Below are 22,848 nucleotides of genomic sequence, written 5' to 3' on the forward strand. Positions count from 1 at the left end.
ACCACAAGCTGTCGCGTATGCTAGGTCCGGTGTGCCGAGGTCATTTTTCACGGCTGATGACGCTGGACCAATCAGAGAGGCTTCAAACGTCGTTCCTGTGCTTGTTCACAAACGCGTGAACAAGCTTAGGCCACTCCCCAAGAGGGGATGGTAATGAAACGCACAAAGCTTCAGCGAGCTGGCGGCGTTGACTTTATGCGAGCACTAACTTTTGCGCTGCGCTGCGCTGCGCTGCGCTGCGCTTTGCCCACCTATCTGCGTATGGGCGTCAGAAACCTGTCGAGCGTTTCCGGATCCTCGATCTGGGTGATGATGCATCCGAGCGCTTCAATCCGACCCGGATCCCCGCGGGAAGCCGCACAGAGCAATCGCCATCCCACGATCAAACTCTCCTTTTCGGAGACTGCCTCAACGACGGCTAGAAGAGCTTCTGCGGCGGAGACTGCTTCCGGCCAACCTACCGCGGGCCTCATGCCGCGCAGCGATTGAGCGACAGATGGCTGGTAAATAGAGTGTGACGCTGCGCGGACGACCTCTTCCAAATATGCGATCGGATTTTGAAGTCCTTTCGGCTCACGGCGCAGGATCGAAAGCGCGAATGCGGTTGCCTCGCTTCCCTGAAAACGCATTAACCGCTCAACATCGTCTGCCTTCGCTTGCTGGGCGATGAGCCGCAGAAACGCCTTTGCTACTTCACCTTCGCGTGTGGCCCAGATCCCGCTTTCATAGGTAACGCGACCCGCATCAATCGTACGTAGCTTTCCTAGTGCCGCGCGATTTAGGCCATTGGGCAACTTCCGCCCCCGACCGACTACGACGAGTTCGTCAATGAGGGCCGCGTTCAGGTCGACCCGTGCCCCTGTAAGGATGGCGAGAGCGTCACGTAAACGCTTGCGGTGACTTCGGCGCGTCGACGCACATGTTGCTACTCCCCACATCTGCTCCGACAATTCGATAGCATTGATCGTGCTGATCCGCTTATCAGGAAGTGATGCCGCAAGAATGCGGTAAGCCCTCTGGCTTGAGGCGGGTAACGCAAGCAAGCGCGCGTCACGGTCCGGCGCGCCATATCGCTTTCTTATCACTGCTGCCACTGCAGAGCGGCTCGGCGCCGGCTGCGTCTGCCGAGTGGCCCGTTCGGCGATCACGTCGTGGATCGCGCCTGACGAGGGTCGCATAAGGCGCGTTCTCCTCCCTCCGACCTGTCCATGTTTGCCAGTCGAGATTGCTAAACTGGGACGGTCTTTATGTAGATTGCTGTAGAGCGCTGGGTCTGGCCCGGAGGTATAATCCACTAAGTCCGTAACCGACTGTGTAAGGGCGCGTCTCGCTGCAGCTGTTCCACCTTGTCTTGATGCTGGCGGCTTGAGAACCTTAGCTCCCGGTCGCCATTTTGCCCGGTACGCTACCAGGCGACCCACGACTCCGTCCGCATCATCATCGAGCGCCGCACACCCTGGCTTGGCTCGGTAAGCTTTAACAAGTGCAAGCAATTCGCGGTTGAGAAAGACGGGGTCGGGAACGCCGCCATTACCCCGTGCAGATGTAAGCGCAAGCCGACGGGAATATGGGAGTAAGTAGTTCCAAAGCTTCTGGTTTGAGTTTGTTGCTGTCCGACGGGTACTGGTGTTCCCACGCCTGGAAAAATAGGCGCAAACGCGCGATACGACGCTGTCGCAGTCGTCGTCGGATATCTCGCTGCATAGGTCGGCGATGGTAGCTTCAGCCAAGACCTCCATGCCTAACGCCTTAATGGTTCGCTCGTCGGCAAAGGCTCCAGTATGGCGTAGGTCGTGGAGGCGCTTTCCGAGACCCTTGCGCATAAATTCGAAAAGGTCCGGATTTGCGGACATGCACGCCTTACTCCCCCACCATTTCGCGATCTTAGATTAGGCGTGTGCGCATTGCAATGACGCAAGGCATTGATTTATAAAGACAAAACGTTTCCTGATTTGCAACGGCCGGCTTTAGAGCCTTCAACAAAACCGGGTTTGGCGCGTTGAGCGGAGATGGCGATACTGCTCCTCCCCGATGGCCTGTTAGCCGAGATCACACCGCTGCTGCCGCCTGAACGGGCCAAGCCCAACGGCGGTCGGCCTCCAACCTCCGACCGCGCGGCACTGACGGGGATCCTGTTCGTGCTGAGCTCAGACACGCCGTGGGAGTTGCTGCCCCGGGAGATGGGCTGCGGCTCGGGGATGACCTGCTGGCGACGCTTGCGGGACTGGCAGAAGGCCGGAGTGTGGGACCGTCTGCAGTATGAGCTGCTCGACCGGCTCGGCCGCCAGAATGGCATCGACTTCAGCCGAGCGTCCCTGGACAGCGCCTCGATTGCAGCCAAAAGGGGGGCCCGGCGACGAGCCCGAACCCGACTGACCGGGGCAAGCCGGGCGCGAAGCGCCACATCGTCACCGATGCGAAGGGCATCCCTCTCGCTCTGAAGCTGACGGGGGCGAACGTCCATGACAGCCGAATGCTGAAGGCGGTCGCGGATGCCATCCCGCCGATCCGCTCGTGCTGGGGACCGCCGCGCAAGCGTCCCTCGAAGCTGCACGCCGACAAGGCCTACGACCACCGCCGCTGTCGTCAAGCGCTGACCCGCCGCCGCATCCAGCCCCGCATCGCCCGGCGCGGGATCGAGAGCAGTCAACGGCTGGGACGTCGCAGGTGGGTCGTCGAGCGCACGCTGGCGTAGTTCGCCCAGTTTCGTCGCCTCGCCATCCGCTACGAGCGACGGGCCGACATCCATCTCGCCTTCTCGACGCTGGCTGCCGCCCTCTTCGTTTGGCGCTTCATCGAACGATGGTTTTGTTAGAGGCTCTTAGCTCGACTTTGGCCATTCATGCGGCGTGGCAGAGGGCATAGACCCAGGAGGCTGGCAAACGGAATCGGGGTTTTGTTCGGGCGGATCGGCGCGGTGATGTTGCCAAAGTCCGCTCGCGCCAGATCGCACAGCGCACGGCGGCCAGGGCATCGGCGAAGGTCGGGCACGGTTTGGGGTACCACGCGGCGGCCGCGACGCGTCGCCGTTGGCGGGCCTGGAGCCGTGCAGCCAGCAGCGTGACGATTGAGAACAGGGCGAGCAGGCAGGGTGTAGTGCGAGCGATCGCCGTGTCAGACCACTGCCGCTGCGTCTCGACGCCCAGATGGGCGCGCGCTTCCTGGAAGGTGACCTCGACGGTCCAGCGCCGCACGAACCACCCGACGATCTGCGTGGGCTCGCGCGTTGGATCCGTGCAGAGCAGGGACTGGGGCGGGAAGCGCGCCTCGGGATCGCGGATGAGGACCCAACGGATCGGTACGACGGGCAAGCCACCGTGCCGCCACACCGCGGTGTCCGAGGCGATCTCGATCGCGCGCGCGCCCGCCCCGTACCAGCCGGGCACCACGACCTTGCGCCAGAGCGTGTCCTTGGCCGCGAGGCGCGCGGCGAGCGTGGGCAGCCGAGCGCCTTTGGTACGCGGACGCCCGATCGTGCCGAGCGGTCGCGGCGGTGCGGGATCATAGAGGGCTGCGTCGAGCCGCAGGCGGGTGATTGCCGTGATGCCGCCGCGCCGCATCGCATCGAGGAACTGGAGGGCCGAGAAGCCGCCATCGCCCACCAGGATGAGGTCGCGCCCCGGCAGCCAGCGCCGCGCCTGCAGAGCGAGTTGGCGTCCGACGTCGAGCAGCGGCTTGTGGCGGCGGCCCCGTTCGCGACAGGCGCGCTCGGATGGTACCAGCGCGGTCAGGAATGGCAGCGCCCAGACGCGCCCCGCCCAGGGGATCGGGGCGAGCAGCATCAGGCTCATCCAGCGCAGCCCGCTCGCCTTAACGAAGTGGCTGTCGGAGGACCGCACGGGGTCGCGGTAGATGCCCTTGGCGGCGATCCGCTTGCCGCGGCGTCGCTCGATCGTGTCGTCCAGTCCCAGGACCACGGGACCGCGTTGCGCGAACGCGTCGACGAGGAGCCTGAGCAGGATACGGCTGCCGGTGCGCGGGCACCACGCCGCCCGGTTGAGGATGCGATGGACGTTCACGAACCGTCGCTCCTGCGCGCGGCCCAGGATGCGCAGGACGCTCGTCACCGTGCGGCGGCCCGGCGTCAGGATCGCGCCGATCAGCAGAAGCTGAGCATGGCGCCACGAGCGGTGGACGAACAGCGGCGCGAACGCCAGGATGATCCCGGCGAAGCGGGTGGGCAAAGGCAGCATGACGGTGTCTCTTGGCGGGGACATCACCAGCCTAACCATCACACCCGCTTCGTCACCTCACACCCTCGACCGCCCGTCAAAATTGGCCAAAGTCGAGCTTAGCTGGCGACTAATGGGCCTCCGGGCGCACGAACAGAATGGCGCCGGCCGAGATGGATTAACGGTAAGGCGCTAGGAAAAACGTGTGGTTTCACGAAACGTTAACCCTATCCTAGAGTCGAACTTGCCGATAAAGGGGGGGCATCTATAATAGGACTTTACGGTTGTTAACTTTGTGCTTGGTTATTAGTTGACCGAGCGCTTTGCCATGCCTTCTTGATGTGCTTCATCGCGACGTCGCCGCGAGCGCAATTTAGGAGGCTTCATTGTCGGAAGAGCAGGTTGGGGCCGAGGCGACCGCAGAAGATGGCGGTAGGGCCCCATCGTCGGATAGCCTGCCCCTACTGCCCGAATGGCAGGCGGCAGCGGATTATCCGGTGCGCGCCCTGGGTACCCATTTGAGTGCTGCCGCTTCTGCGATAGCGGACATTGTCCAAGTTCCGATCGCAGTTGCTGCACAATCGGTCTTAGCTGCGGCAGCACTGATAGTTCAAGACTTTGCAGACGTTCTTTTGCCTATCGGTCCTAATGGCATGGCCAAGCCGCTAAGCTTATTTTTTGTGACATTGGCAGAGAGCGGCGACAGAAAGTCGGCTACTGATGCTTTTGCCTGCAAAGCAATAAAAGAACATGAAGAGAAAGCCCTTAATAATTACAAAAACTCTCTCGATGTTTGGGTGCGCAGTCGAGAATCATGGAAGATAGAAAAAAACATAATTCGAACCAATAGGGATATCGATGCAGCCACCCGCATCGAAATGCTGCGCACTTTAGGTCCTGAGCCTGCGAAGCCTATCGAGCCAGTGCTAATTCCCAATGACCTAACATTCGAGGGACTGGTAAACGCGTGGAACAAACTGCCGCGGTCGATTGGTCTGTTTACTACAGAAGGGGGGCAGTTTATCGGCGGCTATGGCATGAAGGGAGATAGTAGAATTAACACTGCTGCAGGGCTTAGTTTATTTTGGGATGGCGGGACATATAAGCGAATTCGAGCATCTGACGGCCTTCATGTTTTGAAAGAACGCCGGCTGTCGCTTCATTTGATGGTTCAGCCGCAGATTTCGGCTAGATTTCTTAATGACGAGATCCTTATCAATCAAGGTTTTTTCTCGCGCATGCTGATTGCCGCCCCAAAAAGTATTATTGGCTCGCGCTTTCATAAGATTACGCAAGAAAATAGCGCTCGATCCCTGTCCGCGTATACTGACCGTTTGTCGAACCTTCTCCAGCAGGCGACGACTATCAATGTCCGTCCCGATGTCGATGCAAGCCGTCGCAAACTAATGATGACGCAAGAAGCTAAAAGTTTATGGATAGAACTCAGTGATTGGGTCGAACTACAGTCGACTCGGAATGGCGAGTTTTTCGATGTCAAAGATGTTGCGGCGAAGGCTGCTGAGCAGGCTGCGCGTATAGCTGGGGTGCTGACTCTCGTAAGCGACCACAACGCTTCTCACATTGCGGAGGAGGAGATGTACTTTGCGAGTGAGCTGGTTGTATGGTACGTTAATGAGGCGCGACGTCTTCGGGATACACATCCCGTCAATCCAGTCCTGACTCAAGCTAAAGCGCTTCTCGATTGGATAGCCGCGCGGCCGGAGTCGAAGGCCGAGTTCGTCGAAATTCTGCAGTTTGGGCCGGCAAGGACCCGGACGAAAAGAGAGGCTGAGGCTGCCCTAGCTCAACTGGTGGAGCATCATCTCGTAAGTGAGATTGCTCGGCGCCCGCGGACCTTCCGGGTCGTCGCGAGCTGATAACCCATTCTTGCTAGGCTGCTATTGTTGCTAAACAGCGAAGGTTTCTAGCAACAATAGCAGCTTAGCAGCCTTGTCTGAGATTGGCCGAAAGCGGAATGGCTGCTTTGGAGAAGTGCCGCCGGAAAAGCGGACGGCCTGCTACCGGCCCAACCCAGCCGCCCAAGGCCTTTTCTGGGTATTCTCGAAAGCAGACATTTCCGGCTGACGAAGGGAAAGAGAGGTCGCCTATGTGCATCATAAACGACGTTTCGTACAACCCCTTGTCCCTCATTGTATACATTATTCAAATTTAAGAAAATATAAATTGCTCAAAATTCGATATCTCCTCGTCACGCCACTATAATACTGCTCAATGCGCGTCGACGCGTCAGCAGTCGCGCTCGAAGAGGCATGAAAAGACGCATCGCCATTCCTAGCGAAGCTGTTCGGATGGGTTAGCTCTATGACTCACTCATACGCCAATGCTGAGCGACTCTTTCGCCGCTTCGCTGAGTTTGCAGTCCTTACGCCAGACGATCGCGACAAGATCCGCCAGTTGGCACATAAGCCGGTTGCGCTGCCGATTGGGGCGGTCATCCGCGAGCAGTGCATTGAGCCTACCTGCATCTATCTACTGATCGAGGGTTGGGCCTCTGCGTCGATCAACCTGAAAAATGGTACCCAGCAAATCGCCAAGGTGCACCTACCAGGCGACCTCATGGGGATGCCTAGCGCGAGCCTGCAGGAGACTGCTGATACGCTAACTGCGCTGACTCCTGTCGTCATCGGTCAGATACCGCTGGAACGGTTCGCGCATTTGTTCTCCGCCTCCCCGCGCTTCGCTATGGCGATGTTCCTTAGCTCTCAGCGCGAGCGCATCGCCCTGATGGACATGCTGACCCAGATCGGACGGGCGTCCTCCTTCCAGCGTATGGCGTGGCTACTGCTTGACCTGCATGAGCGGCTAAGCTTGTCTGGTCTCTGTGAGCCGACTTGGTTCAACCTCATGCTTCTTCAGGAGCAGATCGCGGATATCCTTGGGATCACCACCGTCCACGCGAACCGAACGTTCCGCCGCCTGCAGCGAGAAGGCTTCATTCGAAGCGATAGAAAGCGGATAGAGATCCTGGATCGGCGCGCCCTAGCGCGGGTGGCAAATTGGGAGCGGCGAGCGATGGCGTCCCCCCCGAAGTGGCTGATGTGGGACGTTGAGGTATCGCTCTTTGAGGCGGGAGCCGAAGTTGTGGGTACCGCGCCTTTGCGTTCGAACGCTTAACGCTTCCAGCTAGAGGCATACCCTACGGGGGTATAGACATGCTGTAGGCAGGCTTAACTATGCTGTCTGCTTCTACCTTTTACCAACCAAATGCGGACCGGCAGAAATCCACCCGAAGCAGCCCATCGAGCCGGTACGGTTTGGGTATGCCCATCGGAGCGACCGGCGGCAGTTCGCTATGGGTGCGCCTTTAGCAGACCGCATTCCGCGGCAGCTCACGACCGATTAAGGGCCTTCAGACTAAGCGTTGCCGCTTCACGTCCCGTCCCGCTTCGATCATCGAACGGATGCGCGCGGCCATGGTCTCGATTGCGAACGGCTTGGTCAGCACCGCCATGCCGGGCGAGAGATGCCCGTTCCCGAGGATGGCGTTCTCGGCGTAGCCGGTGATGAACAGCACGCGTAGGTCCGGGCGGGACACGCGCGCGGCATCCGCCATCTGTCGCCCGTTCATCCCACCGGGCAGGCCAACATCGGTGATCAGCAGGTCAATGCGCACATCCGATTGCAGCATCTTCAGACCCGCCGCGCTGTCGCCAGCCTCGATCGCCGTGTAGCCGAGGTCTTCCAGGATGTCGGAGACGAGCATCCGCACAGTCGGCTCGTCGTCCACGATCAGCACCGTCTCACCCTGCTCCGAGCGCGGCAGGTTGGTGACGAGAGCTGCCCCCTCGTCGTCGGCGACCTCCCCGTAATGGCGCGGCAGGTAGATGCATACGGTCGTGCCCTGGCCGATCTCCGAGTAGATCAGCACCTGTCCGCCCGACTGCTGCGCGAAGCCGTAGATCATCGACAGGCCAAGCCCGGTGCCCTCGCCAATGGGTTTGGTCGTGAAGAACGGTTCGAACACCCGCGCGATCACCTCCGGGGTCATGCCGGTGCCGGTGTCCGTCACACAGAGCGACAGGTATTGCCCTTCCGGCATGTCGTGCTGTCGGGCAGCCCGGTCGTCCATCCACTTGTTCGCGGTCTCAATGATAATCCGCCCCCCGTCCGGCATGGCGTCGCGGGCGTTGATGCAGAGGTTAAGTAGGGCGTTCTCTAGCTGCGAGGGATCGACCAGTGCCGGCCAAACGCCCATCGTACCCACCACCTCGATCAGGATGGCTGGTCCCACTGTGCGCTGGATCAGCTCCTGCATGTCCGCGGCGAGCCGGTTCACGTTGGTCGGCTTCGGATCGAGCGTCTGGCGACGCGAGAACGCGAGCAGGCGGTGCGTGAGCGCGGCGGCGCGTTTGGCAGCGCCCTGAGCCGCCGTCATGTACCGGTCCACGTCGGTAAGGCGGCCCTGCTGCATACGGGTCTGCATGAGTTCGAGCGAGCCGGAGATGCCCGCCAGCAGGTTATTGAAATCGTGGGCCAAGCCGCCGGTCAACTGGCCCACCGCCTCCATTTTCTGGGATTGCCGTAAGGCTTCTTCGGCCTGCCGTAGAGCTTCAGCTTGCTCCTTCTCGGCCGTGATGTGTCGCCCGCTCGCGTAGATCAATTCTTCTTCGGGCGTAGCGACCCAGGACAACCAACGAAAACCTCCATCCTTGTGGTGGTAACGGTTTTCAAAGGTAGGCAGCTTTTGACCGCGCACGTGCTCTAACGCGCCTTGGCTGGCATTGTCATCTGGAACGATAAACTCGAAGACGTTTTTCCCAAAAGTATCATTGGCTGTCCAGCCAAGCGTCTCGGTAAACGCTGGATTGATCGCCTTAATTACCCCATTTAGATCGATAACCAATTGTAAATCTTGTGTGTTTTGCCAGAGCCGGTCTCGCTCTTGTGTTCGCTTTGTAACCTGCTGTGCAAGCGTCTCATTCACTTCTCGCAGCGTCGCTTCCGCTTTGGCGCGCTCCTGTTCCGCACGGATTTCTCCGGTGACTTCGATAGCTTGGTTGAATAGCCCCACGATACGCCCCTTTGGGTCGCGGATCGGTGAAACGCTGTAGTTCCAGTACGTCAACTCGTTCTGGCCTTTCCGCTCAATCATGAGCGGAAGGCTGCGTTCAAAGATTGGCTCGCCAGCCTCCATGACGTGGAGAAATTGAGGCGCGATCTGCTCCCAAACGGGTCCCCACACATCGGCTATCGGGCGGCCAAGGGCTGTCGGATGGCGCTCGGCCAGCGCGGGAGCATAAGCGTCGTTGTAGAGAAGCCTCAGTTCCGGCCCCCAAAGGACGGTGCCAAGCAGTGCGGAGTTCAGCACGACGGACACCATCGTCCGTAGGGTCTCGGGCCACGTATCAGGAGGGCCGAGCGTCGTTGCCGACCACTCGTGGGAACGCATGCGCGCGCCCATCTCGCCGCCGCCATTCAGGAACCACATCGTCGAAGCGGTTGGATCAATCACGCCGGGTCTCTTCGCGGGTCTGCTTGGCGCGAAGCGCTTCCAATGCCGGTGTTTCGTCTCGATCAAGGAGCCGCAGGGCCGCGCGAACGACCTCGCTGACGCTGCCAAATCGGCCCGATTGCAGACAGTCCCGCAAAAGGGTGTCCTGTTCCTCGGTGATCGAGACGGTGATGGTCCTGCGCAGGCTCATACCCACGCCTGTGCGCGATTAAGGGTAGCCCTTACAAGCGCGTTCCTGTCACACCGGCACCGATACGAGGCAGGTTCTATCGCCGAGGGTGTTTGTGGAGCCGCTTCTAGAACGCCTGCTCCCCATCCTTAACACCCCGTCCAGCCAGTCCGATTTGGGTATGCGATCGAGAACCGGCGCTGTCAGTTCGCTATGGATGCGCCTTTAGCAGACTGCCATTCGTGGCTGCTTACGACCCAACCAAGACGCCGGGACTGCTGATTGCGCTTCTCCAAAGCGGTCGCTTGTCAGCCGTCGCGCAACTTCGGCTGGAGTTAAAGAGCGGACGCTGACCCTTCGCCGTGAAGCGGACGTTCCGTAACCGACGTGTAAATGACCGCGGCTCAGGTTTGCGACAAGCACTTTCAAGGTGCATCCCCGCCGACCGTCTCAAGGATTACGCGCGCCGTTTCGACAGGCTGATCCCAATGCGGGAAGTGGCCGCAGCGATTGAACCAGTGCAGCCGAGCCGACGGAAAAGCTACCCGAGCGTGGGCAGCCTGGCGCGGCAGCAGCAGCTGGTCGTGGCGGCCCCATCCTAAGGTGACCCGGCCAGGGTCTCTGCTGGCCCTGCCGCAACGGCCCGCGTGCCAACTCACACAGCATCGCATCGAACACCGGTGTGGCCGCTAGGCTCTGCAGCTCCTCTACGACAAGCTACGGTGGCAGCACCCACGGACGGGCCGACAGTTGGGCTAGCAGCAGCGTGCGGGTGACGGCGTGGTGCGACAGGCCAGGATGGAATGGCCGGAGCAACCGCACCAGGCGTATCGACGCCGCGAGCGTCCAGTGAAACCAGCGTGTTTCCCACCCACACCAGAAACCACCGGGATCGAGCGCCACGCAGTGCCGACCGATGCCCCGCCGCGCCAACTCCAGCACCAGCCGGCCCCCCCACCGAAGTACCGACAAGGTCAGCTGTCGTCAGACATTGCGACTTCACAAAGCTGGCGAGGGCGTCCGCATGGGCCTCAACTGTCTGCGGGCCCGCGAGTTGGGCCGATCGGCCATGTCCCGGCAGGTCAACCAAGATCAGTTCGCGCGAGCCTCGCAAGGCGGTCAAGAGCGAATCCCAGGTGCGCAGATTGGCCCCCAGCCCATGGACCATCAGCAGGGTCCGGCCCATGCCCTGGCGTTCAAACTGCAGGGACATAACGGTATGCTAAAATAGAGTCCGATGGGTTATGACGTCGGTCAAACCGGTTTGCTCAGCAGGACGTCGAGCTTGTCGAGACGCGCCGGCGCCTTGAGAAGAGCGTTCGAACGTTTCATCAGGATCTCTGCTCCCTCACCGATCAGGTGCGCCTCGCGGCCGGCCTCGTCGGGGAAGACTTCGAAGATGCCGAAAGTGGAGTGGCTGAGCCGGACACCGTACCACGGCGCGGTCGCCCGCTCCCGTCGGACACAAGTGAGGATGTCCCGGAGCAGGGTCTCAACATCCGCCTCATGTCCGGCCTTGGCCTCGAGATGGATATGCAGCGCCTTGGCCGTGGTGCTCCCCGCCGATCCGGTTATGTTCACTGGACGGTGCGGCAACGCTTTTACGATCGCCCCGAGCACCAGGCCGGCGCCGACGACGGCTGCACTCGTCAGCAATGGGTTGAGCGCCGCCTTGGTGTAAAGGCTCGTCTCGAGAACGCGACCCTCATAATTGCCGCGCTCGCTTAACATCTCGGTCGCCTCATCCAGTCCGCTGCGGTCACGGCTGCGCTGCAGTGGACGACCACTCGGCGTATCCGGGATGATCTTCGCGTTCATGCCTCGATCGGTCAGGCTGGGCGCTAGATGCGCGACCTCCGCCATCACCTTGGCGCCGCCGCCGACATAGACGTCGCGCACCGGCTTCTCGGCAGCCGAGAGGATAGCCTCGGCCACGACACCGGGTGCGTAGACCGGCGGCACATGGTGCGGCTCGCTGTCGAGGTAGTTCTTGGCATTGACCGTGAACGGCGTGTCGATCTGTCCGGGCTTGATCAGCGTCACCGAGACCGGCGCGCCCTCATTCTGCAACTCCATGCGTAGCGCGTCGGTGAAACCCTTCACCGCGTGTTTCGATGCGGAGTACATCCCCTGAAGCGGCACTGCCCGTTCCGATACCTCGCTGCCGACGTTGATCAGCGCACCGCCGTGCTTCTTGAGGTGCTTTACCGCCTCCAGCGAGCCATAGACCTCGCCCCAGAAGTTGGTTTCGAACAGTTTGCGCATGTCTGCAAGGGAGACCTCCTCCAAGCGTCCGTACAGGCCAATGCCGGCGTTGTTCACCCAAGTGTCGAAGCCGCCAAACGTCGTGCGCGCCTCTTCGGCGATACGGGTCAGATCCTCCGGTTTACAGACATCGGCCACCACGACGTGTGCCCGTCCGCCCTTGCTTTTGATTTCGTCAGCGAGTTGCTGGAGCGCACCGTCGCTGCGTGCAGCCAAGATGACGCGAGCGCCGCGATCGGCGGCCATGCGTGCGGTTGCGAGGCCGATGCCGGAGGAGGCACCAGTGATGACGACGGTCTGCTCGGCGAGAGGCTTCAGGGTCGGCGTCATGTAAATCCTTGCGCGGTCTGGATGATCCGATCCAGCATGCTTATCCCGTCATTTTGGGAAGCCGGCTGCAACATGGATCAGAGGAACGACCGGCCCCTCACTGATGCGGTGATTTGGTCGGTAATCCATCTGAGCTTCTGCCGCGTCCTGTCGCGTCGTCGACGCATCTGCTGAGGACCTTGCCTGGTTCTTTGGAGCGGAGGCTCCCTACACTGTCGCCGCGATGTTCATGCCCCAGCTCTCGTAAGCGTTCGAGATCGCGGGTGAGCGCGAGGATGGCGTCCGCTTTCAACCTTTGTGCACCAGGAGCGAACCAGCTCCATTCCACCCCGAGCCGCCGTTCCGCACCCGACCCAACTCGGCCGCCCACGATTTTTTGCGCCTCCACAAAGCAGCCGTTCGTCAGACCCTTGGGTAAGGCCGGCTCCGGGTGGCGAACGGAAGTTGACCGGTAGCCATAAAGTTGACGTTCGACCTCGCGCCCGTCTCAGTCATTTGAGGCACATTCGTTCGTCCCCATAAGCAGACGACGGCAGACCCGGCGTAGGAGTTGCACCTCGTCCGCCCGCCTTTCAACGTCGCTTGGATCGCTCCGCTTCCAAGAGTGCGACCGCGGCCAGCACACCGCCAAACGCCAGCCCGAGCGTAAGGCCGGGGTGCATGGCCGCCGTGGTGGTGAGCGCGGTCTCGCCCGGATAGCGGGTCGAAGTGCGGCGTGCCAGCAGGTGATCGTAAAGTTGCGTGAAGGCGCGGTCGATCGCGCGGGTCTCAACGAGCGTGCGGTCTAAGAGCTTGACTGCTTTGGCGTGTCCGAGCGCCTGTGCGGCGCTACGCAGCGTGCCATACCGGGCGATGTAGAAATGCGCCGCAACTTGACCGTACTCGATGTTGATGAGGTCGCGGTCGGCGGCATTCCCGTGCTTGGCTATTTCCGCTTCGTTGAGATCGCAGATGCCCTGCATGGCGAGATCGTTTCTGGGGTCGGGCCTGACGCCGATTGAGGCAAAGACCTCATCCAACCGCTTTAGCTGAACGATGTTCTGCTTCGATCCAGCCTCCAGCATCTGTTTCAGCTTCGGCAGCGTAGCCGTCTTGTCGTTGCGCTTTGCCTGCGCCGCTCCCTGCCGATGCGCTCCGTGGAGCAGATGTAACCCATCCTCGAAAAGTCGCCGGTTCCCTTGCATTGTTCGACACCTCGTATGCGCGTTCTTGGGCGCAAAATCTGTTTGGCAGTTCTAACCGCCCTAGTCGTTCGGTCGATGCGAGCGACAGCCGGATGCCGGCGCGGTTCCCGCCGTCTCAGGCCTCGGTCACCGCGCGGACCACTTCGAGCGGAAAGCGGAGACGATTCGCGAGCGAGCAACCGTAACGATCGGTTCGCCTGTTGGTTGAGTCTCGTACGAACTACTCCAGCAAGTAGTTGTCGGCCGAGTGGATCTCGACCCCGTCGAAGCCGGCGCGCCTGGCGTTCACGGCCGCGCGTCGGCAATCCTTGACGATGCCGGGGATCTCGTCGGTTTCTAACGCCCGTAGGGTGACTTGGAGCTTCATCCCCTCCATCGTGAAGGCAGTCCCCTCCGGCTTCACCGCCGAGGCCGAAACCGGGAGCCCGCTCCCCGCCTGAAGGTCGGAATGGGATATCCGGCCGGTGTGCTAGAGCTGGAGGAAAATGCATCCGCCGTTGGCGTGGACCGTCGAGACGACGCGCGTTCAGGCCTCGACTTGATACATCCGACCAGATCCCCGGCGTGTAGGCGTAGCCTACGGCCTGGGGCGAGATGTTGGTTGCCAGGGAGACGATCAGGCCGGCGCTGGCGCGTTGACCGTAATAGTCGGCGGCGAAGTCCGGCGGCACGCCTGCGGTCGAAGACCGACTGCGGGTCAGCAGCGCCTTCACGATGCGGTTCTAGAGGGTCAGGTCGCCGATGGTGACGAGCTGAAGGATCGGGCTCGATGTGATGGCTCCTCGGATCATGATGGCGATGGCGAGCGGACCGAGGGTCAGCCCCTCAGGAATGCCACGAGATCGCCGTTCAGCCGCTCGGCATGGGTAAACGGGATCGCGTGAGGGGCGCCTTCGTAGACCACGAGCTTGGCGCTGGGGATCGCAGCTGCGTTAGCCTTGCCCGACACGTCGATCGGCACGGTCTGGTCGGCGTCGCCGTGGATGACGAGGGTCGGCACGTGGAACGCGCTCATGTCGGCGCGGAAATCAGTCTCTCCAAAGGCGGTCACGCTAGCGATCGTCGCCTTTGGCGAAGCGAGCATCGCAAGGTTGCCGGTCCATTGGATCAGGTCGGATGAGACCGGCGACGAGAGCATCCCGACCCCGAAGAAGGTCTTGGCGAAGGTCGCCATGAAGCTCGGGCGGTCCTTCTTCAATCCATCGATCATACCCGTGAACACAGACGGATCCACGCCCTTGGGATTGTCGGCGGTCTTGAGCATGTACGGCGTCACCGCCGAGACCAGCGCCGCCCGGGTGACCCGGGCGCCGCCGTGTCGGCTCATGTAGCGGGCGATCTCGCCTCCACCCATCGAGAAGCCGATGAGAGCGACGTCCTGCAGGTCGAGGGCGTCAAGCACCGCCTTCAGGTCATCGGCGAAGGTATCGTAGTCGTAGCCACCCCAGGTCTGATCCGAACGGCCGAAGCCGCGACGGTCGTAGGCGATAGTGCGCAATCCCGCCTCGGTGAGCGCCGGCTGCTGAAACTCCCACATGTCCGCATCGAGCGGCCAACCGTGGATCAGCACGACCGGCCGACCGCTGCCCCAATCCTTGTAGAAGAGTTGCGCTCCATCCTTAGCCGCGAGGAAGGGCATGCCGGTATCTCCGATCGGTCGTGATGTCGGGCGGGGAAGGCCCGCTGGGCAGCGACGGTTCCCATGCGGTGTACGTGGGGATTCAGGCGCCCTGCCTGGCGGAAGGCTAGGGCCTGACACCTGGATGCATCATGGTCAGGTTGCGACCGGGTTCGTCGGCAATCTGAAGCATGGCTGCCCCTGCCGCGATGAAACCAGCCATCGCCCTCACATCAGAAAGCTGCTTCGGATCACGCGAGATCGCGTCAGTCTCTCGCTGCAGGCGAACGTTGCAAGCGCGAGACGGCATCCTGCCGTTCGGCGTGCAGGCGTCGTGCCGGGCGCAGGCTGCGTCAAGGGCGTCAATTGGCGGAAATGGGGCGTTGTTGCCAGGGCCGCAGTAATTGCCATGGATCAGCATTTTCGGCTCACCCATAGCACCGGGTTCGGCCAGGACCGGTGTCGCGATGCTTATGGCGAGAAGAAACGGTACGACGGTTCTGCAAAGCATGGTTTCATATCCCGAGGCGAGCACGCCCCCTCAGCTGGCTGGTATTGGGCGCTGCTTGACAGCATCCCGGAAATAGAACTGACCACCGAACAGCGGGTTTCGGTACGAGCTATGCATCGCATCGGGCTAGGTGTGACGCGAACAAACTCTATACGTGGGAAGAGATAGGCACGGGTCGACGATAGCTAATTGCCAAAGCTGTGAAGGGCAGAGGAGCCCCGCCACCCATTTTGCGACGGATGGCGGGGTGAGATACTATCAGCGACCCATGGTGCCCGAAGAGCCACCCGTTCCGTTGCCCATCGAGCCGGAACTCCCGGCCGAGCCGGTTCCCATTGAGCCGGAGTTGCCCGTCCCCATGCGGCCGCCCGTGCCGGTCCCGTCGTTCATCTGACCGCCCGTGCTCATGCTGGTGCCGGATCCGCCACCTGCACCCATCGAACCGCCTGTTCCCATAGAGCCGCCGCTCATGCCGGTGCCCCCACCAGTGCCTGCACCACCAGCTCCACCACCTGCCGCACCGCCCTGTGCGAGAGCAAAGCTAGCGCTTCCAAGAAGCACAGCCACAGCGATCAAAGGCATGCGAAAATTTCTGACGTTCATCTCAAACTCCCCGTGTCATTCGCGGAGATCCTTGGGAGGATCTTGAACGGCAAACCGCGTCACCGAGGAGATGTTCCTGCCTATAATCGCCTTTCGCTCGTAATATTTTGTCTACTTTTTCAAAATTTACATAGATTATAATCCGTGGTTGCCCTGCGATAGGACGTAATCTCCGAGTGTGTGCGTTCATTTTATAGTGAGCGACTATTCCACCGGCGGCGGCCATCTCCATATGCATCTCCATGCTCAGCTGGAACAGCATGCCCCCAACTGGCATATCTCACAATCATAGTGAACTGCTTATCGCGTTCCCCCGTGTTCGCGACGATGTGTTCGGCAAGCAATCGGGTGCCATACCTTTTGGTCGCACCGAGATCGCCCAGCAGGACATCAACGCCGTCCGGCCTTATGCGTCGGCTGTACACGAAGTCGAAGAAGTAACGCTTGGCCATACCTATGAGTCCGGATGCTAAAATATTCGCTGAGGGAGTGTCCGCTTTCGGGCTGCCAGCGTTGACGGTTGGATGGCGGCAATGGGCGCGATCCAGCGGAGCGGCTTGGAGCCCCCCAACGTCGCAGGCGAAGCACCTATCGTTCAGATCTCCGTGCCTTCCGCCAGGACGAGCGCGTCTTTGACGTCCACCCCGAGGCAGCGCCTACGACGAATTCGAGACATCGCTCGCTAGGTCAGGTGTTGGCCGGGAGCTTGCCAAGTTCGTGGAAGAAGTGATGCACGTCGGCGTAGAGGAACGGCTTGAAGCAGCCGTAGACCCCCGACCAAGGCGGCACCCAATCCACTAGGGCATCGGTCAGCGCCGACAGGAGTGCGGGGTCGAGGCCGCGCCGGGCGACGATGACGGCTGGCTTGGCGTCTTCGTAGCGATCGATGACCTTCGTCGTGTCGGCGTTGCCGGGCGTCGTGCGCCAGACGTCCTCCGGCACCATGGTGGCGCGCACCTCGCCCGCGGTCACGGCGTCGACCTGCCCCTGCCACGCCTCGACCGGCCGGCCGTCGAAGAAATCTGCGAACCGGATGCCATGGGCGTGCAGCATCACGATCGGTGGGAAGTAGCTCGACGTGCAGGAACTGTTGATGAAGCCGTAACTCGCCCCCCTCAAGTCCATCAGACCCTCGGCCGGGTCGTCCTTGCGCACCACGAGGACGCTGGGCAGGTCGGTGCTGCCGGTGAACTTCGAGGTGGGCATGACGAAGCCGCGGTAGTGGCGGTCCCCCCGGCGCAGGGCGCGCTGCCAGTCGGCCGAGGGGATGTAGGCAAGGTCGGGTTCGTGCCCCGCGACCCTGCGGCCGATCAGCGGCAGATCGGTCGAGCCGTCCACCGCGACGTCGAACCCCCGCAGCACCGCCGCCACGGCCTCGTCGTCCGTGTCGATCGGCAGGTTGGTGTCGATGAGGAACCGGTAACCCATGCGTGCGCCTCGCTCGTGGGGGCCGTGTGGATGGTGTGGAGGAACGCGCTCAGTACGCCCCGGACTGCAGCGCGCCGCCGCCGGGCGCGATCGCTTCAAGACCCAGCGCCCTTAGCCGGGTGCGAATCAGCGGCGCCTTCACGATGCGGTTCTTGAGGGTCAGGTCGCCGATGGTAACGGGCTGCAGGGTCGGGCTCAATGTCATGGTTCCTCGGATCATGCTGGCGATGGCGAGCGGAGTGTGGGTCAGCCCTACAGGAAGGTGATGAGATCCCGGTTCAGCCGCTCGGCATGGGTGTCCGTCCCGCGCGGCCGCCGTCGAGAGGTAGAGCACGTTGCCGACCCGGCGCGCTGGCACGTAGGCGCCGACCGGCTGTGGTTTCATGACAGGTCGACCGAGGATCTCGACCAAGCGTGCGTCGCGTGATGGTTCTGCGGCGCGCAGCGCGGCGATCGCAATCAGCTCGCTGGTCAGTCCTGTGATGAAGGCCCACCTCGATCCCGGGCATGCACGCATATCGGTAACCGCCTAAGTGCGACCGCGCGGAGGGATGCGAAATCGAAGCCGGCTCCAGCCGCCGAAAGAACTCGATCAGTCAGGCAACACCATTGCCTCCCGCGGCTCGGCGATGGTGCGACCGTTCCGCTCGGCGCGGAAGCGCTTGCCCATCTCGTAGGCCTGCTTGCGCGAGCGCATGATGCCGCCGAGGGGCCGATGTGCGGCGAGCCCGTGCCACGGACTGAACGACAGGCCGTCGTCGACCGCGCTCGACCGGGCCTCGCTCCAGGCCGTTTGCGGCTTCACCCGGATCCGCGCGACGGTCTGGTACAGGCTCTCGCTCTCGGGCCAGACGGCGGCGGCGTTCTCGACCGGCATATCGTCTAGGCCGGTGCAGAGCTGCGCCCTGACCTCCCAGAGCCCCCCACTCGCACGGAAGAACTCGACGACCGCCTCCCGTATGGCGTTCGGGCCTGCGTCCTCCGCCAAGGGCTTGTCGGTCAAGGCCGTCAGTTCGGGTGCGACCGGCACCACGGACAACTTGGCGACGTAGTCGCCGAAGCGCACGGGCACCTGACTGTAGAAGGTCTCGCCAAGGATGTTGGTCTCGGGCTGGCCGCCCATCGTGGCGACGGTGGCGTTGGGTCCACCGGTGGTCGCGACGATGATCTCCTGCACGCCGCGCATGGCGCCCGAGACGACCTTCTTGAACCCCTCCGCCTTGTCGGTCGTGGCCGCGAGCAGCTTCAGCGTGGCGAGGAAGGCCTTCGGCGTCGGCGCACCGAAGGCGGGTCCGTTGACCAGCACAAGGTCCTGGGTGACGTCCCCTTCGGAGCCCTCCAGCCGCTCACCCTCGACACCGATGATCTTCACGGCGAGGCCGCGAGGGGTCGAGACGCTGTCGTCGATGATGTCGCCGGGGATGGTCGAGAGCCGCATGATCACGGGATAGGTCGCCGGTTTTGAAAACAGGCCCTGTGCCAGCATGGGCGGAAGCCCCGAGGCCACCTCAAGCTCACCCTCAAGAAACCCGTGGCTCTTGGCGTGGACGCTGCGGATCGCGTGGCCGCCGTCCGCCAGGGTCTTTTCGCTGACCGAGCGCATCGTCTCCATCAGGCCCTGCGCCGTCTCAGCCTCATCATCGGCGACGGTTTCGATGTCTGGACTGTAGCGAAGGTAGAAGGCACTCGCGTCGATCATGATAATTCCTCGGGGCGGGAGCAATTGCACGACCGAGGACCGGTCACCGTTTGTCGACGCCCACTGGACGTTGCCAAGACAATGCGACTTCGACAGTTCCAGGGGCTCGGTCTCGTCGAACGCTCGCGGACGTGATCCGAACGATGGAGCACCGAGACGGGGCCACTTGACGTCTTGACGGGATCAGGTCGGTTCTGTGGGAGGCTCGCTCTCAATGCGCTCCGGCTCGCCTTCGTCCATTCCGCCCACCAGACGAAATTGGCTCGGCGCGGCCCCGAACTCTACCTCAAACGCCTTGCTGAACGCGCTCCGGCTCGCGTAGCCCACGGTTGCGGCGATGACCTTCACCGGCAAGTCGGTGCCGCTGAGGAGACGGGAGGCAATGCGGAGGCGAACCCTCTGGACGAACTCCATCGGGCCTTGTCCGAAGGCCGTGGCGAACCCTTCCGCGAAGCTGGTCCGGCCCATGCTCGCGAGGGCCGCCAAGCTGTCGACGGAGTAACGCGCACCCGGCTGTTCGAGGATCGCCAGGACGGCGCGGGCGAGCTTCGGGTTCTGCAATGCCGCCAAGATCGGGGAGGTGAAGTCGCTCGCCACCAGTTGCCGGCGCAGGAGGAGGATGAGACACTGCTTCATCAGCACCTCCGTCATCGCCTGTGTCGCGAGATTGGGGCTCACGACCTCGGCGAGCATGAGCTCGAAGGCGTAACGTAGCACCGGATCCGAGGGAAAGGTCTCCACCATAGGGGCTTGGAACAACTCGAACAGACCCATCGCACCGGTGTGGGTGTCGGCGATCTGGCCGCATACGAAAAGCGCGTCGGGGCTCCCGTCACCCGCCGTGAAGGAGATCAACCCGTCACCGTGAAGGACGCAGTGATCCTCGGCGCGGACCTCACCGATGCAATCCTCGGCAGCGCCAAGGCTGTGCGAATGTCGTGCCGGCACGACGATGATAGTGTGCGGCGCGAAGGACCGCCACGGTCCGTGCCCGACCCGGAGGCTCCCGGTTCCACGCAGCACGTAATGGACGGTGATCGCCTCGAATGGACTGAACCCCAGGCGCCACCCGCGCTGTATCGTGCAGACGGAGAACGAGCGCAGCCGCACCGCGAGCGTGACGAGAAGGCGGTCGAGAAGATCGGCTTCCATGGTGGCAGACTATGCGTCATCGAGGTCGAAAGCCCCAGTGATTTCGAGCAGACGGGGGCGGTGAAGCTGATACGCTGCTTTCGACCCTTAGCGGGCCCGACGACGATGTCCGCTTCAATGGATCGCCGCCCCGAAGCGGACTGACGGCAATCCACCCCAAGCGGCCCTCCCGCTTCCGACCCAACTTCGCCGTTACCACCGATACAAGCTGCTGCCTGAAAGCGGACGTGGGGATCGCCGTTCCAATAGGGCTTAGCCCTATCAGAACGGGCGGTCGGCGCTACGCGTCTCGGATGGTCCTAGATCGTCCATTCGCACCACTTTGGAAGCACCAGATAGATGCGTGCGAGACGGCGGAAGCGTCTTACCTTGATGTCCCACCGGGGCATATCCATCCGGTTAGAAGCTCCGCGCTACTGTGTCGGTGCCAGCATTGCGCTAACGGCGGGATCGAGCGGCACGTCGAGCCGGCAGTGCAGGCCCCCCGCCTCGAAGTCCAAGTCGATCTCCCCCGCCAGCTCGCGCCGCACGCCCCCGGCGATCAGCCGCGTGCCGAAGCCCGCCCGCGTCGGCGCCGCCACCGGTGGGCCGCCGCTCTCCCGCCACGCCAAGCGCAGCCGCGCCGCGCCGGACTCGCCCTGGGCGAGCGACCACGCAACACACACCCGCCCTCCGGGCACGGACAGCGAGCCGTACTTGGCCGCGTTGGTGGCCAGCTCGTGCACCGTCATGCCCAGCGCCAGAACGTGCCGCGGCGGCAGCTCCACCTCCGGACCCTCTAGGGTGATGTGATCCGGGCCCGCGCGGTAGGGCGACAGTTCGTTCTCTAGCATCTCGCCTAGCGACGCCCCGCTCCACTCGTCCCGGGTGAGCAGGTCGTGGGTCTTCGACAGGGACAGGATGCGCGCCTCCAGGCGCTCCCCCGGGGCGTCGCCACCCCGGGTCGACTGCCGTGCCAGCGCTTGCACCGTGGCTAGGGTGTTCTTCACCCGGTGGTTAAGCTCGTGCAGCAGCGTGACCTGCCGCTCCTGCATCCGCAGCCCGCGGGCGACCTCGCCCTTCAGCTCGACTTCGTTGCGCCGGAGCGCCCCGGCCATGGCGTCGAGCTTGACCCCGAGCTGACCGAACTCGTCCCGCCCGGACAGCCCCGTGCGGGCGGTCAGGTCCCCCGCCTGCCAGGCCGAGGCGGTGAGCAGCAAGCGGCCGAACGGACGACGGATGAACAGGCGCCCAGCCAGAAGCGCGGCCGCCACGGCGAGGGCGGCGCTCAAGCCGATGAGGGTCAACCCGCGCCGCGCGGCCGCATCGACGTCGGCGAAGGCCACGTCCCGGTCGCGCCCCACCGTGACCCACGCCCGCACCGAGGGGTTACTCGGCCGGGCGTTGGCCAGCACACGCTCGCGCCCGTCGATGCCGAGGTCGAGGCGCACGCCCTCGCCCCGGTCGGCGAGCAGGGTCTGCCGCTCCGCCGGGATGGGGCGCCCGATCCAGTCGGGGCCGTCCGGCCGACGGACGATGATGACGTTGTCCGCGTCGGCCACCGTCAGCGAGGTGCTGGGGAGGCGCAGCACCTGCTCCAGGTGCTGCGACAGCCAGGCGAGGTCGATGGAGGCCACGACTACGCCGTCGACGACTCCATTTGCACCCCGAATCGGCTCGGCAAAGTGGATAGAATCCTTCCCGGTGGCGACGCCCCGGGCGTAGGTGCCCATGACGAAGCCGCCCTCGGCCAAGGCGCGCCGGTGGTAGGCCCGCGTGGCGTTGGTATAGGTGCCGGGGGGCGAGCCGACGCTATTGCACACCACGGTGCCGTCCGGGCGCGTCAGGGCCAATAGGTTGACGTGGGGCAGCGCTGTGGCCGCGCGGCGCAAGTAGTCGGTGCAGGCGGCAGGGTCGAAGCCGCGCACGCTCGGGTCTTGGGCGACGAGGTCGAGGGACTGTCGCACCCCCTCGGAGATCTGGGCGAGGTCGTCGGCCACGGCGCGAGCGGTGGCCATCGTATCGGCCCGCACCGCCGCGTCGCGGGCGGTACGGAGCGCGACCTCGTTATAGCCCTGGATCGCCAGCGCCGGAGCGAGTGCGAGCAGGACCAGAAGCAGGATGCGGATCGTCAGAGACATCGCACATCGCCGGTAACGGAAGCTGCGTCGATCACAGCGTCCGAGGCACGCGTCGGCCGGGGGCCCGTTGCCTCGCAGGCGGGGTCCACGCCACCCCGGTTTTCGGGCATGCGGATAGCGATGT

The 22,848-nt window shown here is 62.8% G+C and carries 16 protein-coding genes and 3 pseudogenes; 3 read left to right on the top strand and 16 right to left on the bottom strand.

The features are described from left to right. Positions 1 to 251: 251 nt before the first annotated feature. Positions 252 to 1,148, bottom strand: coding sequence for a hypothetical protein (locus tag BLQ49_RS28830; RefSeq protein ID WP_143012199.1), 897 nt, complete (start codon positions 1,146 to 1,148; stop codon positions 252 to 254). An 861-nt stretch (positions 1,149 to 2,009) separates the two neighbouring features. Here BLQ49_RS28830 and BLQ49_RS04470 point away from each other — a divergent pair. Then, positions 2,010 to 2,815, top strand: a pseudogene (locus tag BLQ49_RS04470) (IS5 family transposase). A gap of 25 nt (positions 2,816 to 2,840) precedes the next feature. Here the strand turns inward: BLQ49_RS04470 and BLQ49_RS04475 are convergent. Continuing rightward, entirely contained in the window at positions 2,841 to 4,193 is a 1,353-nt protein-coding gene (locus BLQ49_RS04475) for an IS701 family transposase (protein WP_091713648.1), read from the bottom strand. A gap of 365 nt (positions 4,194 to 4,558) precedes the next feature. On the opposite strand from BLQ49_RS04475, the gene BLQ49_RS04480 reads away from it, so the two are divergent. After that, positions 4,559 to 6,049, top strand: a complete 1,491-nt coding sequence (locus BLQ49_RS04480; protein WP_091713650.1) for a DUF3987 domain-containing protein — start codon at positions 4,559 to 4,561, stop codon at positions 6,047 to 6,049. A 445-nt stretch (positions 6,050 to 6,494) separates the two neighbouring features. Next, positions 6,495 to 7,307 carry a Crp/Fnr family transcriptional regulator gene (locus BLQ49_RS04485; protein WP_091713652.1) on the top strand — a complete coding sequence of 271 codons (813 nt, stop codon included), beginning with the start codon at positions 6,495 to 6,497 and terminating at the stop codon, positions 7,305 to 7,307. A 235-nt stretch (positions 7,308 to 7,542) separates the two neighbouring features. Here the strand turns inward: BLQ49_RS04485 and BLQ49_RS04490 are convergent, their stop codons facing one another. The 14 genes and pseudogenes from BLQ49_RS04490 to BLQ49_RS04545 form a co-directional block, all read right to left on the bottom strand. After that, positions 7,543 to 9,621, bottom strand: a complete 2,079-nt coding sequence (locus tag BLQ49_RS04490; RefSeq protein ID WP_425283977.1) for a hybrid sensor histidine kinase/response regulator — start codon at positions 9,619 to 9,621, stop codon at positions 7,543 to 7,545. A gap of 16 nt (positions 9,622 to 9,637) precedes the next feature. Continuing rightward, positions 9,638 to 9,835, bottom strand: a complete 198-nt coding sequence (locus tag BLQ49_RS04495; protein ID WP_091713653.1) for a type II toxin-antitoxin system ParD family antitoxin — start codon at positions 9,833 to 9,835, stop codon at positions 9,638 to 9,640. Positions 9,836 to 10,469: 634 nt separating this feature from the next. Next, the gene (locus tag BLQ49_RS30705; protein ID WP_143012200.1) at positions 10,470 to 11,027 is read right to left on the bottom strand and encodes an alpha/beta fold hydrolase; all 558 of its coding nucleotides are present in this window, start codon (positions 11,025 to 11,027) and stop codon (positions 10,470 to 10,472) included. Positions 11,028 to 11,068: 41 nt separating this feature from the next. Next, complete coding sequence (locus tag BLQ49_RS04505; RefSeq protein WP_091713654.1) at positions 11,069 to 12,409, bottom strand: SDR family oxidoreductase; 1,341 nt, start codon at positions 12,407 to 12,409, stop codon at positions 11,069 to 11,071. Between the two features lie 572 nt (positions 12,410 to 12,981). Then, entirely contained in the window at positions 12,982 to 13,593 is a 612-nt protein-coding gene (locus tag BLQ49_RS04510; protein ID WP_091713655.1) for a DUF892 family protein, read from the bottom strand. Positions 13,594 to 13,708: 115 nt separating this feature from the next. Continuing rightward, positions 13,709 to 14,050 (bottom strand): annotated as a pseudogene (locus BLQ49_RS30130) (oxidoreductase). A gap of 142 nt (positions 14,051 to 14,192) precedes the next feature. Next, positions 14,193 to 14,306 (bottom strand): annotated as a pseudogene (locus tag BLQ49_RS30710) (alkene reductase); the annotation flags it as partial. 104 nt (positions 14,307 to 14,410) lie between these two features. Then, complete coding sequence (locus tag BLQ49_RS04520; RefSeq protein ID WP_091713657.1) at positions 14,411 to 15,232, bottom strand: alpha/beta fold hydrolase; 822 nt, start codon at positions 15,230 to 15,232, stop codon at positions 14,411 to 14,413. A 106-nt stretch (positions 15,233 to 15,338) separates the two neighbouring features. Beyond that, a complete protein-coding gene (locus BLQ49_RS04525; RefSeq protein WP_244507425.1) occupies positions 15,339 to 15,722 on the bottom strand; it encodes a phospholipase A2 family protein in 384 nt (127 codons plus the stop codon). Between the two features lie 1,290 nt (positions 15,723 to 17,012). Further along, positions 17,013 to 17,753 (bottom strand): phosphate/phosphite/phosphonate ABC transporter substrate-binding protein, encoded by a 741-nt coding sequence (locus BLQ49_RS04530; RefSeq protein WP_091713658.1) that lies wholly within the window; start codon positions 17,751 to 17,753, stop codon positions 17,013 to 17,015. Positions 17,754 to 17,802: 49 nt separating this feature from the next. Beyond that, complete coding sequence (locus tag BLQ49_RS28835) at positions 17,803 to 18,165, bottom strand: hypothetical protein (protein WP_143012201.1); 363 nt, start codon at positions 18,163 to 18,165, stop codon at positions 17,803 to 17,805. Between the two features lie 180 nt (positions 18,166 to 18,345). Further along, positions 18,346 to 19,452, bottom strand: a complete 1,107-nt coding sequence (locus tag BLQ49_RS04535; protein WP_091713659.1) for a catalase family protein — start codon at positions 19,450 to 19,452, stop codon at positions 18,346 to 18,348. A 183-nt stretch (positions 19,453 to 19,635) separates the two neighbouring features. Then, complete coding sequence (locus BLQ49_RS04540) at positions 19,636 to 20,604, bottom strand: AraC family transcriptional regulator (RefSeq protein ID WP_091713661.1); 969 nt, start codon at positions 20,602 to 20,604, stop codon at positions 19,636 to 19,638. A gap of 413 nt (positions 20,605 to 21,017) precedes the next feature. Then, positions 21,018 to 22,724 (bottom strand): sensor histidine kinase, encoded by a 1,707-nt coding sequence (locus BLQ49_RS04545; RefSeq protein WP_091713663.1) that lies wholly within the window; start codon positions 22,722 to 22,724, stop codon positions 21,018 to 21,020. Between the last annotated feature and the right edge of the window lie 124 nt (positions 22,725 to 22,848).

It is taken from the genome of Methylobacterium phyllostachyos, assembly GCF_900103445.1.
Lineage (GTDB): Bacteria > Pseudomonadota > Alphaproteobacteria > Rhizobiales > Beijerinckiaceae > Methylobacterium > Methylobacterium phyllostachyos.